The sequence below is a fragment of the Pandoraea sp. genome (assembly GCF_004297875.1).
Classification (GTDB): domain Bacteria; phylum Pseudomonadota; class Gammaproteobacteria; order Burkholderiales; family Burkholderiaceae; genus Pandoraea.
In genome coordinates this window covers 116,422-130,099 of the sequence record NZ_SCSK01000001.1, presented here as the reverse complement: position 1 = coordinate 130,099, position 13,678 = coordinate 116,422, and the positions used below count along the sequence as shown (strand labels likewise).

Annotated in this window: 16 protein-coding genes and 1 riboswitch; of the genes, 8 read left to right on the top strand and 8 right to left on the bottom strand. The window is 65.2% G+C overall.

Annotation, left to right across the window (positions count from 1 at the left end):
* The first annotated feature begins 15 nt into the window (after window positions 1-15).
* The 3 genes from ureE to ureG are packed head-to-tail and all read left to right on the top strand — an operon-like array spanning window position 16 to window position 1,953.
* Window positions 16-630 (top strand): urease accessory protein UreE, encoded by a 615-nt coding sequence (gene ureE / locus EPN80_RS00650; protein ID WP_293022415.1) that lies wholly within the window; start codon window positions 16-18, stop codon window positions 628-630.
* On the top strand, window positions 626-1,306 hold the full coding sequence (locus tag EPN80_RS00645; RefSeq protein WP_293022412.1) for an urease accessory protein UreF: 681 nt from the start codon (window positions 626-628) through the stop codon (window positions 1,304-1,306). Before ureE ends, EPN80_RS00645 begins: the two co-directional genes overlap by 5 nt.
* Window positions 1,307-1,317: 11 nt before the next feature.
* On the top strand, window positions 1,318-1,953 hold the full coding sequence (gene ureG / locus EPN80_RS00640) for an urease accessory protein UreG (protein WP_293022304.1): 636 nt from the start codon (window positions 1,318-1,320) through the stop codon (window positions 1,951-1,953).
* Window positions 1,954-1,983: 30 nt separating this feature from the next.
* On the opposite strand, the gene EPN80_RS00635 is transcribed toward ureG, so the two are convergent.
* The 4 genes from EPN80_RS00635 to ahcY form a co-directional block, all read right to left on the bottom strand.
* Complete coding sequence (locus EPN80_RS00635; RefSeq protein WP_293022302.1) at window positions 1,984-2,925, bottom strand: TraB/GumN family protein; 942 nt, start codon at window positions 2,923-2,925, stop codon at window positions 1,984-1,986.
* Window positions 2,926-3,190: 265 nt separating this feature from the next.
* Window positions 3,191-4,024: a methylenetetrahydrofolate reductase [NAD(P)H] gene (gene metF, locus EPN80_RS00630; protein WP_293022300.1), complete on the bottom strand. Its 834-nt coding sequence runs from the start codon at window positions 4,022-4,024 to the stop codon at window positions 3,191-3,193.
* Window positions 4,025-4,098: 74 nt separating this feature from the next.
* Window positions 4,099-4,452, bottom strand: a complete 354-nt coding sequence (locus EPN80_RS00625) for a phage holin family protein (protein ID WP_047215425.1) — start codon at window positions 4,450-4,452, stop codon at window positions 4,099-4,101.
* A 46-nt stretch (window positions 4,453-4,498) separates the two neighbouring features.
* Window positions 4,499-5,917, bottom strand: a complete 1,419-nt coding sequence (gene ahcY / locus EPN80_RS00620; RefSeq protein ID WP_293022298.1) for an adenosylhomocysteinase — start codon at window positions 5,915-5,917, stop codon at window positions 4,499-4,501.
* 31 nt (window positions 5,918-5,948) lie between these two features.
* Window positions 5,949-6,049: riboswitch (S-adenosyl-L-homocysteine riboswitch) on the bottom strand.
* 149 nt (window positions 6,050-6,198) lie between these two features.
* Here ahcY and EPN80_RS00615 point away from each other — a divergent pair.
* The gene (locus EPN80_RS00615; RefSeq protein WP_047215427.1) at window positions 6,199-6,975 is read left to right on the top strand and encodes an exodeoxyribonuclease III; all 777 of its coding nucleotides are present in this window, start codon (window positions 6,199-6,201) and stop codon (window positions 6,973-6,975) included.
* Between the two features lie 45 nt (window positions 6,976-7,020).
* On the opposite strand, the gene EPN80_RS00610 is transcribed toward EPN80_RS00615, so the two are convergent.
* Both EPN80_RS00610 and EPN80_RS00605 read right to left on the bottom strand, forming a co-directional pair.
* Window positions 7,021-7,875, bottom strand: coding sequence for an oxidoreductase (locus EPN80_RS00610; RefSeq protein WP_293022295.1), 855 nt, complete (start codon window positions 7,873-7,875; stop codon window positions 7,021-7,023).
* 100 nt (window positions 7,876-7,975) lie between these two features.
* Complete coding sequence (locus EPN80_RS00605; RefSeq protein WP_293022293.1) at window positions 7,976-8,959, bottom strand: aldo/keto reductase; 984 nt, start codon at window positions 8,957-8,959, stop codon at window positions 7,976-7,978.
* Between the two features lie 183 nt (window positions 8,960-9,142).
* Here EPN80_RS00605 and EPN80_RS00600 point away from each other — a divergent pair, with 183 nt between their 5' ends.
* Window positions 9,143-10,048 (top strand): LysR family transcriptional regulator, encoded by a 906-nt coding sequence (locus EPN80_RS00600; RefSeq protein WP_293022290.1) that lies wholly within the window; start codon window positions 9,143-9,145, stop codon window positions 10,046-10,048.
* Window positions 10,049-10,079: 31 nt separating this feature from the next.
* On the opposite strand, the gene EPN80_RS00595 is transcribed toward EPN80_RS00600, so the two are convergent.
* Complete coding sequence (locus EPN80_RS00595) at window positions 10,080-10,409, bottom strand: antibiotic biosynthesis monooxygenase (RefSeq protein ID WP_293022289.1); 330 nt, start codon at window positions 10,407-10,409, stop codon at window positions 10,080-10,082.
* A 54-nt stretch (window positions 10,410-10,463) separates the two neighbouring features.
* Between EPN80_RS00595 and EPN80_RS00590 the strand changes: the two genes are divergently transcribed.
* The 3 genes from EPN80_RS00590 (at window position 10,464) to EPN80_RS00580 (ending at window position 12,369) form a co-directional block, all read left to right on the top strand.
* Window positions 10,464-11,129 carry a GntR family transcriptional regulator gene (locus tag EPN80_RS00590; protein WP_047215432.1) on the top strand — a complete coding sequence of 222 codons (666 nt, stop codon included), beginning with the start codon at window positions 10,464-10,466 and terminating at the stop codon, window positions 11,127-11,129.
* 70 nt (window positions 11,130-11,199) lie between these two features.
* Window positions 11,200-11,574, top strand: coding sequence for a gamma-glutamylcyclotransferase family protein (locus EPN80_RS00585; protein ID WP_047216728.1), 375 nt, complete (start codon window positions 11,200-11,202; stop codon window positions 11,572-11,574).
* Between the two features lie 117 nt (window positions 11,575-11,691).
* Window positions 11,692-12,369, top strand: a complete 678-nt coding sequence (locus EPN80_RS00580) for an alpha/beta hydrolase (RefSeq protein WP_293022285.1) — start codon at window positions 11,692-11,694, stop codon at window positions 12,367-12,369.
* Between the two features lie 15 nt (window positions 12,370-12,384).
* Here EPN80_RS00580 and EPN80_RS00575 read toward each other — a convergent pair whose 3' ends face one another.
* The gene (locus EPN80_RS00575) at window positions 12,385-13,665 is read right to left on the bottom strand and encodes an AmpG family muropeptide MFS transporter (RefSeq protein ID WP_293022283.1); all 1,281 of its coding nucleotides are present in this window, start codon (window positions 13,663-13,665) and stop codon (window positions 12,385-12,387) included.
* Window positions 13,666-13,678 lie beyond the last annotated feature (13 nt).

Here is a 13,678-nt window from a genome sequence, read left to right as displayed (position 1 = left end):
CCGTCAGGCCCCGCGCTGCGGCGCATCGCAAAACGGCTGGATGCCTCCACCCGCCTGGCCGCGCCGCTGGTCGCGCGCGCCGCGGTCCTGGTGTTGCCGTTCGAGGCGCGCTGCAGGAGCCGGCTGCGCGCGGCGCTCGTCGGCGGCGAGGAAGTCGCGCTGTTCCTGCCGCGTGGCACCGTGCTGCGCCATGGCGACCTGTTGGTGGCCGATGACGGCGGGCTGGTGCGCGTCGAGGCCGCGCCACAGGACGTGCTGCGCGTTACCGCGCCCAGTGCACAGGCGCTGGCGCGCGCGGCCTACCATCTGGGGAACCGGCACACCCCGGTCGAAGTCGGCGACGGCTTCCTGAAGCTCGAAGCCGACCCGGTGTTGCGCGACATGCTCGAGCGCCTGGGCATGCGGGTCGAAGCCGCCAGCCAGCCGTTCGATCCGGAGGCCGGCGCTTATGGCGGCGGCCACCGGCACGGGCACGATGCCTCTTTCGAGGAAGACCATGCGTTGGCCCAGCAGGTGTTCCGCGCACATGACCATACCGCTGCCGGCCACGAGCACGAGCATGGCCATACGCACCCGCACGATCATCCGCACGATCACCTGCATGAACACGACCACCGCCACGGCCATTGACCTGCACGAGCTGAGCGCGCTGCTGCACCTGGCCTCGCCGGCGCTGCCGATCGGCGCATTCAGCTATTCGCAGGGACTGGAGGCGGCCGTCGAGTGCAGCCTGATTACCGACGCGGCCACCGCCGGCGAGTGGATCGGCAGCCAGTTGCATTGCGTTTTCGCGCGCGGCGAAGCACCGTTGCTGGCGATGCAGTGGCGTCGCTGGCGCAGCGACGATTTCGCTGCCGTGACACGGGGTAACGCGTGGTTGCTTGCCAGCCGCGAAAGCGCCGAATTGCGCGCCGAAACCGAGCAGATGGGCTGGTCGCTCGCGCAACTGGCTTTGGCCCTTGGCTGGGGCGGCTCCGCGCAGCAGGCGGCGCTGGCCGCCCTCAGGCCGGTCGCGCTGCCGACCGTGTTCGCCTACGCGGCAATCGCACACGACATCGGCCTCGCGCCGTGCCTGAACGCGTATGCGTTCAGCTGGCTGGAAAACCAGGTAGCCGCCGCGCTCAAAGCGGTGCCGCTCGGACAGTTGGCCGCGCAAAAATTGATCGTCGCGCTGCGGGCCGAGCTGCCGGCGATCGTGGCGCGCGCGGTCGACACCCCGGTCGAGGCCGTATCGACCTTTGCCCCGCATCTGGCGATTCTGTCGGCCCGGCACGAGAGCCAGTATTCCCGTTTATTTCGTTCGTAATGCAAGCCATCATGAGCCAATCCTCCACAAGCCGCAGCAAGCCCAATCCCCCATTACGCGTCGGCATCGGCGGCCCGGTCGGTTCGGGCAAGACCACCCTGGTGGAAATGCTGTGCAAGGCAATGCGCGAGCGCTATGACCTGGTGGTGATCACCAATGACATCTACACCAAGGAAGACCAGCGGCTGCTGACCGTTGCCGGCGCGCTGCCGGCCGAGCGCATCCTGGGGGTCGAGACCGGCGGCTGCCCGCACACGGCGATCCGGGAAGACGCGTCGATCAATCTGGAGGCGGTCGACCGCATGCTGGGGCGCTTTCCCGAAGCCGACGTGGTTTTCATCGAGTCCGGCGGGGATAACCTGGCGGCCACCTTCAGCCCGGAACTGTCGGATCTGACGATTTACGTGATCGACGTGGCCGGTGGCGAGAAAATTCCGCGCAAGGGCGGACCGGGCATCACCAAGTCGGATCTGCTGATCATCAACAAGACCGATCTGGCACCCTACGTTGGCGCGTCGCTCGAGATCATGCGCAGCGACGCCGAAAAAATGCGGGGCGCACGGCCGTTCGTGATGTGCGACCTGAAGACCGGCAGCGGCCTGGAGACCGTCGTCGCTTTCATCGAGCAACGCGGCATGCTTGCCTGAGCAGGGCGGCCGGGTTCGTCGCGGCCGCGCTTAGCGCTGACTGACGATGAAGCCCTGCCCGCGCAGCAGGCTGAGCACGCCGCGCGGGCCACCCAGGTGCAGCGCGCCGATGGCGACGAACACCGGCTTGTTCGGATCGGCGATGAACAACAGGCGCGTCACGAACCGGCGATTGCGTGCGTACAGGATGCGCTCGTCGATTTCCCGGGCCAGGCGGGGCGACTGCCGCACCTGGCGGGCCTCGCTTTGCGACCAATCGTAGATCATCTCGGCGTCGCCCGCGCGCCACAGGCGGTGCAGTTCGTGGAGCTGCTCGATGCCGGCCGAGGGCGGCAGCGCGAGCTCCTCGGCGACCATCTCATCCTGCTCGGCGCGACTGAGCCCGGTAAAGGCCGACATTTGCTCGTCGATCGTCTCGAGACCGAGAATACGGCCCGGGTAAAGGTTTTCCAGCTGGTTTTCGGTGCCGTACTCGGTCTGCAGGTCGGCCGACATCGAATTGAGGGTATCGAGCAGCAACGCCGCCAGCCAGGGCCGCATATGCTCGATCTCGCGCAGCATGGCCGGATTGCCATGCAGGCGCCGCACGATCTTGCGCCACAGGGGCGCGGGCAGCAGATGGGGCAGGCACGCGTGCGAGCACATGCCGTAGCGCTGCACGGCGTCCTGCGACATCACGACATCATCGGGGGAGAGCTCGAACGCCACTTTGCTGGCACCGCGCAAGGCGTCGACGACGACCGGGCGGAACGGATAATCGGTGGGTTTGCCCACATGCAGCGTGCCCAGCAGGAAAATCGTCAGGGCTCCCTTGCGGGCTTCGTAGAACGGCAGATTGGCGCCCGGGGGCGCGGCCTGCGGGGCGGTCGAAACGGGCCGAGGCCACCCTTGATTGGCCACTGCCGGCGCGCTACACAGCACCAGTAAGCAGCACAGCAGCCACCCGCCGACACAGCGTTGCCCTACCCTCAAACGTGCCTCCGTACGTCGAAATCCCTGCCAGTGCTGTCCGCCCGGCGATGGCGGCCCGCGGCCGCTTCCAAGTGTACGCAGTTTCCGCGCTGTTTGGGCGACTTCTTGCACGCCGCACAAGCCCCGGGTGTTGCTTTGACGCACCACGCGGGCGAGCCGACTCACGGGTGTCACAAAGCAGGCATGGGCCTGTAGACCGGCCGGGCGGTGAAAATATCCCGGCCGGCCGGCTTTTTCTCCGGCTGCGTGAGAACGGAGCCCGGCTTCAGGACAAGCCCAGCCGCTGCCAGATCGCCTTGGTCGCGGCGGCGCCGTTGAGCGTGTAGAAGTGAAGGCCCGGCGCATCGGCCGCGAGCAGGCGCTCGCACAGGGCGGTCACGACGTCCAGGCCAAAGGCGCGGATCGCATCGCGGTCATCGCCGAAACTCTCGAGCCGCTTGGCGATCCAGCGCGGCACTTCGGCGCCGCACATCTCGGAAAAGCGCATCAGCTGCGAATAATTGGTGATCGGCATGATGCCCGGCACGATCGGCACGTCGACGCCGAGCTTGCGGGTATCGTCGACGAAGCGGAAATACGCGTCGGCGTTGAAGAAATATTGGGTAATCGCCGAGTTGGCGCCAGCCTTGACCTTGCGGGCGAAGTTCTCGAGATCGTGGCGCGGCGACCTGGCCTGCGGGTGGTATTCGGGATAGCCGGCCACTTCGATATGAAACCAGTCGCCGGTCTCGGCACGGATGAACTCCACCAGTTCGGAGGCAAAGCGGAACTCGCCGATCTCGCCCATGCCGGACGGCATGTCGCCACGCAGCGCGACGATATGGCGGATGCCATGATTGCGGTAAGTGTCGAGAATGGCGCGAATGCCCTCGCGCGACGATCCCACGCACGACAGATGCGGCGCGGCCTCGGTGCCCTCGCGCTGGATCTCGACCACGGTGTCGAGCGTGCCCTGCTGGGTCGAGCCGCCGGCGCCGAACGTCACCGAGACGAAGCGGGGTTTGAGCGGCGCCAGTTGCATGCGGGTAGCGCGCAGCTTGTCGCTTCCCTCGGCCGTCTTGGGGGGAAAAAATTCAAAACTGAAAGAGCGCTGCGTCATGATGTGAATAATCGATAGGCACCCCGCCGCCAGGCGGCGGCAGGGCGAGCGGGCCGCGCCGGGGCGGCCCGGGTTTAACGCAGGCGATCGCCGCCGAACACCAGCGCCGACAGGATCCAGGAGATCACGCTATACAGAATGGAGCCGAAGAAGGCGGGCCAGAAGCCGCCCACTTCGAAGCCTTTCAGGATGTGGCCTGCGAGCTGGAACAACAGCGCGTTGATGACCAGAATGAACAGGCCCAGCGTCAGCACCGTCACCGGCAGGGTGAGGATGACCAGGATCGGACGCAGCACCGCGTTGATCAGTCCCAGGATCACCGCGACCATCAAGGCCGTGCCGAAACTGCGCAACTGGATCGATGGAATGATGTAGGGCAACAGAAACAAAGCCAGTGCGTTGATCAACCAGATCAGCAGCAAACGCATAGAATTCTCCTTGGAAGGTCAGCGGCAATCGCGGCGAGCGGTGCGATCAATAGCGATAGTGCGCCGGTTTGTAGGGCCCCGCCTTGTCCACGCCGATGTAGCTTGCCTGCGCGTCGCTCAGGGTGGTGAGCTGCGCGCCGATGCGCTCGAGGTGCAGGCGTGCGACCTTTTCGTCGAGATGCTTGGGCAGCACGTACACCTTGTTCTGGTATTGGCTGCCGTGCTTGAACAATTCGATCTGCGCCAGGGTCTGGTTGGTGAACGAGTTGCTCATCACGAACGACGGGTGGCCGGTGCCGCAGCCCAGATTGACCAGGCGCCCCTCGGCCAGCAGGATGATGCGCTTGCCATCGGGAAACTCGATGTGATCGACTTGCGGCTTGATGTTTTCCCACCGGTACTGGCGCAGCGACGCGACGTCGATTTCCGAATCGAAGTGGCCGATGTTGCAGACGATGGCCTGGTGGCGCATCGCTTTCATATGATCGTGGCCGATCACGTGGTAGTTGCCGGTGGCCGTGACGAAAATGTCGGCCTTGTCGGCGGCGTATTCCATGGTCACCACGCGGTAGCCTTCCATGGCCGCCTGCAGTGCGCAGATCGGATCGACTTCGGTGACCCATACCGTCGCGCCCAGGCCGCGCAGGCTCTGCGCGCAACCCTTGCCGACGTCGCCATAGCCGGCCACCACGGCGACCTTGCCGGCGATCATCACGTCGGTCGCGCGCTTGATCCCGTCAACCAGCGATTCGCGGCAACCATACAGGTTATCGAACTTCGATTTGGTGACCGAATCATTGACGTTGATGGCGGGAAACGGCAGGCGGCCGTCCTTTTCCATTTGATACAGGCGATGCACGCCGGTCGTGGTTTCCTCGGTCACGCCCTTGATCTGGGCAAGCCGCTTGCTGTACCAGTGCGGGTCGATGGCCAGGTGGCGCGCGATGGCCGCATACAGTGCCTGTTCTTCTTCGTTGGTCGGCTTGGCGATGGCGCTGCGATCCTGCTCGGCCTTGCTGCCCAGGATCAGCAGCAGCGTGGCGTCGCCGCCGTCGTCGAGAATCATGTTGGCATGCTGCTCGCCCGGCCATTCGAAAATGCGGTGGGTAAATTCCCAGTATTCGTCGAGCGTCTCGCCCTTGTAGGCGAACACCGGCGTGCCGGACGCGGCGATCGCGGCGGCGGCGTGGTCCTGCGTCGAGAAGATGTTGCACGAGGCCCAGCGCACTTCGGCGCCCAGGGCGGTGAGCGTCTCGATCAGCACGGCGGTCTGGATCGTCATGTGCAGCGATCCGGCCACACGCGCGCCCTTGAGCGGCAGGGTGCTCTTGTATTCGGCGCGCAGCGCCATCAGGCCGGGCATTTCGGTCTCGGCAATGGCGATTTCCTTGCGGCCCCAATCGGCCAGCTTGAGATCGGCGACGATGTAATTGGCTTGCGATTTGCTATCGACTACGGCGTTCATCACGCCTCCTTTCTATGAAGTCTAGAAATTAAAGACGTGAGCGCCGTTGCGGTGTACGGCCGCGCAGGCGGCCGACGGGAACACTGCCTTGAGCCTGGCGGCGCGGGGGCCGTTGCAACGCTCCTCAAGACAGAGATTCGCCGAACGAGCGGCGAATCGCGGTATTGTAGCAGGGATGAAATGAATCGGTTGTCCAGCGACGAATCGGCCGGACCGCCGTGCCGCGGCCATTGTCTTGCGGTATCCTTGGCGCGGTTCATGCCTCCATTTCGCCCACCGCCATGCTACGTATCGTCACCGCAAATCTGAACGGCGTGCGCTCCGCCGCCAAAAAAGGCTTCTTCGACTGGTTCGGCAAACAGGACGCCGACCTGGTCTGTGTGCAGGAACTCAAGGCGCAAGCTCCCGACATGACATCGGAGTTCCTCGCGCCACACGGCTTTCAGGGCTTTTTCCATTACGCGCAGAAAAAGGGCTACAGCGGCGCCGGCCTATACACCCGGCACGCGCCCGACGATGTGCTGATCGGTTTCGGCAACGAGGAATTCGACAACGAGGGGCGTTACGTCGAGGCGCGTTTCGGCGACCTGTCGGTGATTTCGGTCTACGTGCCGTCCGGCTCCAGCTCGGAGGACCGGCAGCAGGCAAAGTATCGCTTCATGGAAGTGTTCATGCCGCACCTGAAGGCGCTCAAGGCGGCCGGACGCGAAGTGGTGCTGTGCGGCGATGTCAACATCGCCCACCACGAAATCGATATCAAGAACTGGAAGGGCAATCTGAAGAACTCCGGCTTCCTGCCGGAGGAACGCGCCTGGCTCACGCATCTGTTCGACGAGGCAGGCTACGTCGACGTATTCCGCACGCTCGACACGCGCGCCGAGCAGTACACATGGTGGAGCAATCGCGGCCAGGCCTATGCGAAGAACGTCGGGTGGCGCATCGACTATCAGATCGCCACCCCCGGCATTGCGCAGACGGCCCACGCCACCGCGATCTACAAGGATCAGAAGTTCAGCGATCACGCTCCCCTGACGATGGACTATCGCTGGGAGCTGTAGGCGGCGGGCACCGCACGCGCCATGCCCGCCGCATTTGCCGGCGCCTTAGTGCGTGCCTTCCGGATAATCGGCGCCGATGGTGGTCGCCTCCCACGCATCGAAGTCGCCGCGCAGCTTGTCGAGCTTCTCGCGCGCCAGTCCCAGGGCGGCCTTGCCCAGCAACAGTCGCAGCGGCGGCGTGTCCGACAGCGCCGCGTCGATGATGGCTTGCGCGGCGCGCACCGGGTCGCCCACCTGCTTGCCGCTGCGCGCTTCGGTCTGCTTGCGGCGCTCGCCAGCCGTTTCGGCATAGTCGTCGATGCGCACCGCCGATTGCTGGATCGAGGGGCCCGCCCAGTTGGTGCGGAACGGCCCCGGCTCGACGATCAGCACGCCGATGCCCAGCGGCTTGAGCTCGATCGCGAGCGACTCGGAAATGCCCTCGACCGCGTACTTGGTGCCATGGTAGTAGCCGGTCGCGGCAAAGCTGGTCAGTCCGCCGATCGACGACACGTTGACGATCAGGCCGCTGCGCTGCGCGCGCAGGATTGGCAACACCGCCTTGGTCATGTCGACCAGCCCGAACACATTGGTTTCGAACATCGCGCGCACCGCGGCGTCCTCGCCTTCCTCGATCGCGGCCAGATAGCCATAGCCGGCGTTGTTGACCAGCACGTCGATGCGGCCGAATTTCGCCTTGGCCTGAGCCACCGCCGACTCGATCTGATCGGGCCGGGTCACGTCCAGCGCCAGCGCCAGCGCACGATCCTCATGGCCGGCGACGATGTCGGCCACCTTGGCCGGATCGCGCGCGCTCACGACCGCGCGCCAGCCGCGCGCGAGCACCAGTTTGGCCAGTTCGCGGCCAAAGCCGGTGGAGCAGCCGGTGATCAGCCACACCGGGTTGTCTCGATTCATCATTTGCACATCTCCTGTTGACATTGCATCAATCAAAAAGGGAGCGCGCACCGAGTGGGCGCGCGCATTCGGTCAAGTCCGCGTCGTGCCGATACGGGCACGGCTAGCGCAGCGGCGGCGCCATGAATTCCGGCCCGACCGGACTGGTAATGTGCCTGGCCAGCAACGCATCGATATCGGCCAGATCCTCGGGGCTCAGACGCCAGCCAAAGGCGTCGTCGATGCCGCGCAACTGGTCGGGTCGCCGCGCGCCCCACAGCGCGATGGTCGGGCCCTGATCGAGAATCCACCGAATCGCCAGCGCCAGCACCGACTTGCCGTGCCGATCATGCGACAGTTGCGCGAGCGCGCCGACCGCAGCCAGGTATTGCGCGAAGCGCGGCGGCTGGAATTTCGGGTCATGGTTGCGCAGGTCGTCGCCGTCGAATCGGGTCGAAGCGCTCATGCGGCCCGAGAGCAGCCCACGGCACAGCGCGCCGTAGGCAAGCACGGTCAAGCCATGCGATTTGGCATAGGGCAGCACATCCGCCTCGATCGCCCGTTCGAACAGATTGTACGGCGGCTGCACGGCGGCCAGCCTGGCCGCGCGGCCGAACACGTCCATTTGCTCGGGCGAAAAATTGCTCACGCCGATGGCGAGAATTTTCCCCTCCTCGCGCAGCTTCTCCAACTCGGCCGCGGTTTCCTCGAACGGCACGCGGGGGTCGGGCCAGTGCACCTGGTACAAATCGATGCGATCGGTGCGCAGGCGGCGCAGCGAGTCTTCGATTTCGGTGCGAATGCGGGCCGGTGTCGAATTGCGCCTGATGCCGTCGTCGCCCCACTCGAGCGCCACTTTGGTGGCGATCACGGCCTGCTCGCGCCGGCCTTCCAGCGCCTTGCCGACCACCTCCTCGGCGTGGCCGAAGCCATATACGGGAGCGGTATCGATCAGATTGATGCCTTGATCGATCGCGTTGCGGATCGTCGCGATCGATGCGGTATCGTCGGCGCCGCCCCACATCCAGCCGCCGATGGCCCAGGTACCCAGGCCGATGCGCGAGACCGGCGTGGCGATGCCGTCGATGCGCGTGGTTTCCACTGTCATGCTGATTGACTCCCATGCTGAAACGGCGCTTGCGCTTGCCGGCCAATAGCCACCGGACATGCTGCGAGGCGCCAACGGCATTTAATTTAACTCATGTAAAATTGAAATAAATTCAATGCCGCGTTGAACGCGCATTGCAGCAACCCGTTCGTTGCCGTCGTTGGCATACTCCGACTCCCTCACATGCCCGTTTTCAATCGCTCCGATCTGGCGGATCTCAACGTCTTCGTCACCATTTGCCGTCGCCGCAGCTTTCGACTGTCTGCCGCCGAACTCGGTGTCTCGACATCGGCGCTCAGCCACGCGATGCGCAACCTGGAGACGCGCCTGGGCGTCAAGCTGCTGAACCGCACCAGCCGCTCGGTGGTGCCGACGGCCGCGGGCATGGCACTCGCGGAACAACTTGAGCGCGGTTTTCACACGATCGGCGAGGCGCTCGATCAACTCGAGCGCTATCGCGGCTCGCCTGCCGGGCGCTTGCGCCTGAATGTGCCGCGCGATGCGTCGCGCCTGCTGCTCAGCCCGGTGCTGCCGGCCTTCTTCAGCGCCTACCCGGACATCCAACTCGATATCACCGTGGACGATCACCTGGTCGACATCATTGCCGAGGGATATGACGCCGGCATTCGCTATGGAGACACCGTGCCGCGCGACATGATCGCTACTCCGCTGAGCGGGCCGTTGCGCTGGGTCGTGGTGGGCTCGCCGGCGTATCTGGCGCGGCACGGGCGGCCAGCCAGGCCGGAAGATCTGATGCATCACGCCTGCGTGCGCATGCGCATCGGCGACAATTCACTGTACAAATGGGAGCTGAGCAACGGCGAACAGGCGCTGGCGCTGGATGTGCCGGGTGCGATCAGCGCCAACGAAACCGATGTGGCAGTCGATGCGGCGCTCGGCGGTTTGGCACTTGCCTACTGCCTGGAGCGGCGCGTTGCACCCGATCTGCAGGCCGGGCGGCTGGAGATCGTGCTGCCCGATTGGGCCGTCGCCGGCCCGCCGATGGTGATGTACTACCCGAGCCGCCGGCAGACACTGCCCGGGCTGCGGCAGCTCATCGAAATGATTCGCGCGGCCGACCGAACCTGAGCACCGCGCGATGCCGTCCGCGCCGCCGGGACTAGTGCTCGGCCCTGGCGAAAGCGTAGTCCCGCTCGACCCGGCAGATCCGCACCTTGAATGTCTCGTACCAGGTGTCGCGGCCGCGCTGCTGAGCCACCAGATGCGCGGTATTTTGCTTCCATGCGGCGATCGCCTCCAGGCTCTCCCAGTAGGACACCGTAATGCCCAGGCCGTCACGGGCGGACTCGACGCCGAGGAAGCCCGGTTGCTGAGCGGCCAGCTGCACCATTGCATTCGACATCTTTTCGTAACCGTTGTCGCCGTCGGTGCGGATCGAGGTGAAAATCACGGCGTAGTAAGGGACGGTGGGCGTAGCTGCTGCTGTCATGGTCAACTCCTGTTGGATGGTATACCATTATGCCATCCAAGCCAGATTAATTCGATGGAAAAATCAATCGACTCAACCGCCGATGCCGTCGCAGCGCGTTTGCGCCAGGCGATTGCCGAGGGCGATTTGCCGGACGGCACGCGCCTGGTCGAGCGCGACCTCGCCAGCCGCTTCGCGGTCAGCCGTATCCCGTTGCGCGAAGCGCTGCAAAAACTCGCATTCGAGGGGCTGGTGGAGATTCACAAGAACCGGGGCGCGGTGGTGCGCACGCTCGACGCGGCCGACCTCGATGAAATCTACCGGTTGCGCATGCTGCTCGAAGGCGATGCAATCTACCGCGCGGTGCCCAACCTGAGCGCCGAGACGCTGGCCCGCGCCGAACTGGTTCACCGGCTGCTGGGCGAGGCCGGCACACGCGAGAAGCAGGGCGAGCTCAATCGCGAGTTCCACGCGCTGCTGTACGCACCTTGCGGCAACCGCCAACAACTGAAGGTCATCTGGGAATTGCGCAATCAGGTGGAACGTTACGAGCGTCTGCAGGAGACGCTGCTGGCGCAGACCCAGGCCTTTCAATTGGAGCATGCGCAAATTCTCGCCGCATGCCAGGCCGGCAACGCGCGGCTGGCGCGTGCGGCCACCGTGGCGCACCTCAGATCGGCACGGCGCCTGGTGGCAGGCGCGAGCGCCCCACGCACGCCCGGCCAACCCGTGGCACCATAGGCGATGCGCGTGCCGCCGGCCACCCCGCATGTCCGGCAACACCGCACTCCCCACACACAAGGTACGCATCATGTCCGCTTCGCCCGCGCAAGCCACTGAATACTTGTTTTCTTACGGCACGCTCCAGTTGGAAGCCGTGCAGCTCGCCACTTTCGGGCGGCTGCTGGCCGGCCAGGCCGATCGGTTGCCCGGCTACCGGCTGACCCTGCTGGAAATACGCGACGCGGCGGTGCTCGCCACCAGCGGCAAGACCCACCACCCGATCGCCAGTTTCACGGGGCTGGCGGCCGACGGCGTCCCCGGCACGGTGTTCGCCATTACCGCGGCGGAGCTGGCCCATGCCGATGCCTACGAGGTGTCGGACTACCGGCGCGAACGCGTCAGGCTCGACTCGGGCCAGGATGCCTGGGTGTACGTCGATGCCCGTGACGGCGCATCGGACTGAGCCACTGGCCGGTTGCGCCACACAGGCGGTGCCCTTTACCCGACGAAGCGGGTATCTTGTCGGCAGCCGCTCCGATCGAAAGCGGCCCTTTGACCCCGAGAACTGCGAGCCCACACCATGAGCACCTTACTGCCCTGCATCGAAATCGAAACCGAGCCAAACCCGGCTTTCGCGGTAATCTGGCTGCATGGCCTGGGCGCCGACGGCAACGACTTCGTGCCGCTCGTGCCGGAGCTGGCGCTGGACGACGCGCCAGCGGTGCGCTTCGTGTTTCCGCATGCGCCGCAGATTCCGGTTACAGGCAATGGCGGCTACGTGATGCGCGCATGGTATGACATTCTGTCGTTCGAGGGCCTGAACCGGCGGGTCGACGAGGCCGGCATTCTGGCCTCGCGTGCTGCCGTTGGCCGCCTGATCGAGCGCGAGAACGAGCGCGGCATCCCGAGCCACAGGATCTTCCTGGCCGGCTTCTCGCAGGGCGGCGCGATGGCCTATACGACGGGGCTCACCTATGCGGCGACGCTGGCCGGCATTATCGCGCTGTCGGCTTACCTGCCGGCGCCGCATCTGATCACCGAGGCGCTGAGCGAGGCCAATCGCGGCACGCCGATTTTCGCCGCGCATGGCACGCAGGACGAGATATTGCCGCTGCCGCTGGGCGAGCAGGCCGCCGCGTTTGCCCGCCAATGCGGCAATCCGCTGACGTGGCACGCCTACTCGATGCCGCATGCGGTGTGCGCCGAGGAGATCGCGGCGCTGGCCGTTTGGCTCAAAGCGCGCCTGCGCGCGCAGTGAGCGCGGCATGGCCCGCTAGCCGTCGATATCGGGATCCTTGCCCCACGGCGCGATCTTGGGCAGCAGCAGCATGCCGGGCAACGCCAGCACGGCGCAAATCAGGAAGAAGTGAGTCCAGCCGGTGACATCGACGATGTAACCGGTGCCGGCGTTGGCAAACGTGCGCGGCACCGATGCCAGGCTCGTGAAAAGGGCAAACTGCGTGGCCGTGTAGCGCGGATCGGTAGTGCGCGCAATATAGGCGGTGAAAGCGGCCGTGCCCAGCCCGGCGCAAAAGGCCTCGAGAGCGATGACCACACCCAGGCCGAACAGATCCGGACCGGTATGCGCGAGCCATGCGAACCCCAGCGTGGAAATCATTTGGGCCACGCCAAATACCCACAGGCCGCGATGGATACCGAGCTTGAACAGCCAGGCGCCGCCGATCAGGCCGCCGGCCACGCTCGCCCACAGGCCGGTCGCTTTGGCAATCACGCCGATCTCGGTGCGCGTGAAGCCGATGTCGAGATAGAACGACGTCGATAGCGACGTCGCCATGCTGTCGCCGAGCTTGTACAGAAAAATGAAGCCCAGGATATATAGCGCCTGCCGCCAGCCGGCGCGGCCGATGAATTCGTTGAACGGCAAAATCACCGCCTCGCGCAGCGTGCGCGGCGGCGCCCCCTGGATCTTCGGCTCGGCCACCAGCAGCGTCATGATGATGCCCGGCACCATGAACAGCGCGGTAATCAGAAACACCTGCGACCACGGCAGATGATCGGACAGAATCAGCGCGAGCGAGCCTGGTATCAGCCCGGCGACCTTGTAGGCATTGACGTGCACGGCGGTGCCCAACCCTTGCTCGAGGTCGGGCAGCAATTCTCGCCGGTAGGCATCGATCGAGATATCGGCGCTGGCGCTGAAAAAGGCGAGCGCCGCCGCCAGTGCGGCGACCGTCCAGATGTTCTGCTGTGGCGAGAACAGCCCCATGACGGCAATCGTGCCGGCCACCAGCAGCTGTGTGAGCAACATCCAGCCGCGCCGCCTGCCGGGCCGCCAGCCGAGATAATTCGGCATGAAGCGGTCCATCAGCGGCGACCAGAGGAACTTCCACGTATAGGGAAACTGAATCAGCGCGAACAGGCCGATCGCCTCGAGGTTGACTCCTTCCGAACGCAGCCACGCCTGCACCAGGCTGATCAGGGTAAACAGCGGCAGGCCGGAGGTAAATCCCAGCACCACGCAAATCAGCATGCGGATGTTGAAATAGGCGCGCCAGCCGCTGGGCGTGAGCGAATCAGATGTGGGTGTCGACATGAAGACGGCTCGT

Bases quoted from the DNA above. Each gene is read 5' to 3' on its own strand.
- ureG (WP_293022304.1), top strand. From the start codon at position 1,318: ATGAGCCAATCCTCCACAAGCCGCAGCAAGCCCAATCCCCCATTACGC.
- metF (WP_293022300.1), bottom strand. From the start codon at position 4,024: ATGACGCAGCGCTCTTTCAGTTTTGAATTTTTTCCCCCCAAGACGGCC.
- EPN80_RS00625 (WP_047215425.1), bottom strand. From the start codon at position 4,452: ATGCGTTTGCTGCTGATCTGGTTGATCAACGCACTGGCTTTGTTTCTG.
- ahcY (WP_293022298.1), bottom strand. From the start codon at position 5,917: ATGAACGCCGTAGTCGATAGCAAATCGCAAGCCAATTACATCGTCGCC.
- EPN80_RS00615 (WP_047215427.1), top strand. From the start codon at position 6,199: ATGCTACGTATCGTCACCGCAAATCTGAACGGCGTGCGCTCCGCCGCC.
- EPN80_RS00610 (WP_293022295.1), bottom strand. From the start codon at position 7,875: ATGATGAATCGAGACAACCCGGTGTGGCTGATCACCGGCTGCTCCACC.
- EPN80_RS00605 (WP_293022293.1), bottom strand. From the start codon at position 8,959: ATGACAGTGGAAACCACGCGCATCGACGGCATCGCCACGCCGGTCTCG.
- EPN80_RS00600 (WP_293022290.1), top strand. From the start codon at position 9,143: ATGCCCGTTTTCAATCGCTCCGATCTGGCGGATCTCAACGTCTTCGTC.
- EPN80_RS00595 (WP_293022289.1), bottom strand. From the start codon at position 10,409: ATGACAGCAGCAGCTACGCCCACCGTCCCTTACTACGCCGTGATTTTC.
- EPN80_RS00590 (WP_047215432.1), top strand. From the start codon at position 10,464: ATGGAAAAATCAATCGACTCAACCGCCGATGCCGTCGCAGCGCGTTTG.
- EPN80_RS00585 (WP_047216728.1), top strand. From the start codon at position 11,200: ATGTCCGCTTCGCCCGCGCAAGCCACTGAATACTTGTTTTCTTACGGC.
- EPN80_RS00580 (WP_293022285.1), top strand. From the start codon at position 11,692: ATGAGCACCTTACTGCCCTGCATCGAAATCGAAACCGAGCCAAACCCG.
- EPN80_RS00575 (WP_293022283.1), bottom strand. From the start codon at position 13,665: ATGTCGACACCCACATCTGATTCGCTCACGCCCAGCGGCTGGCGCGCC.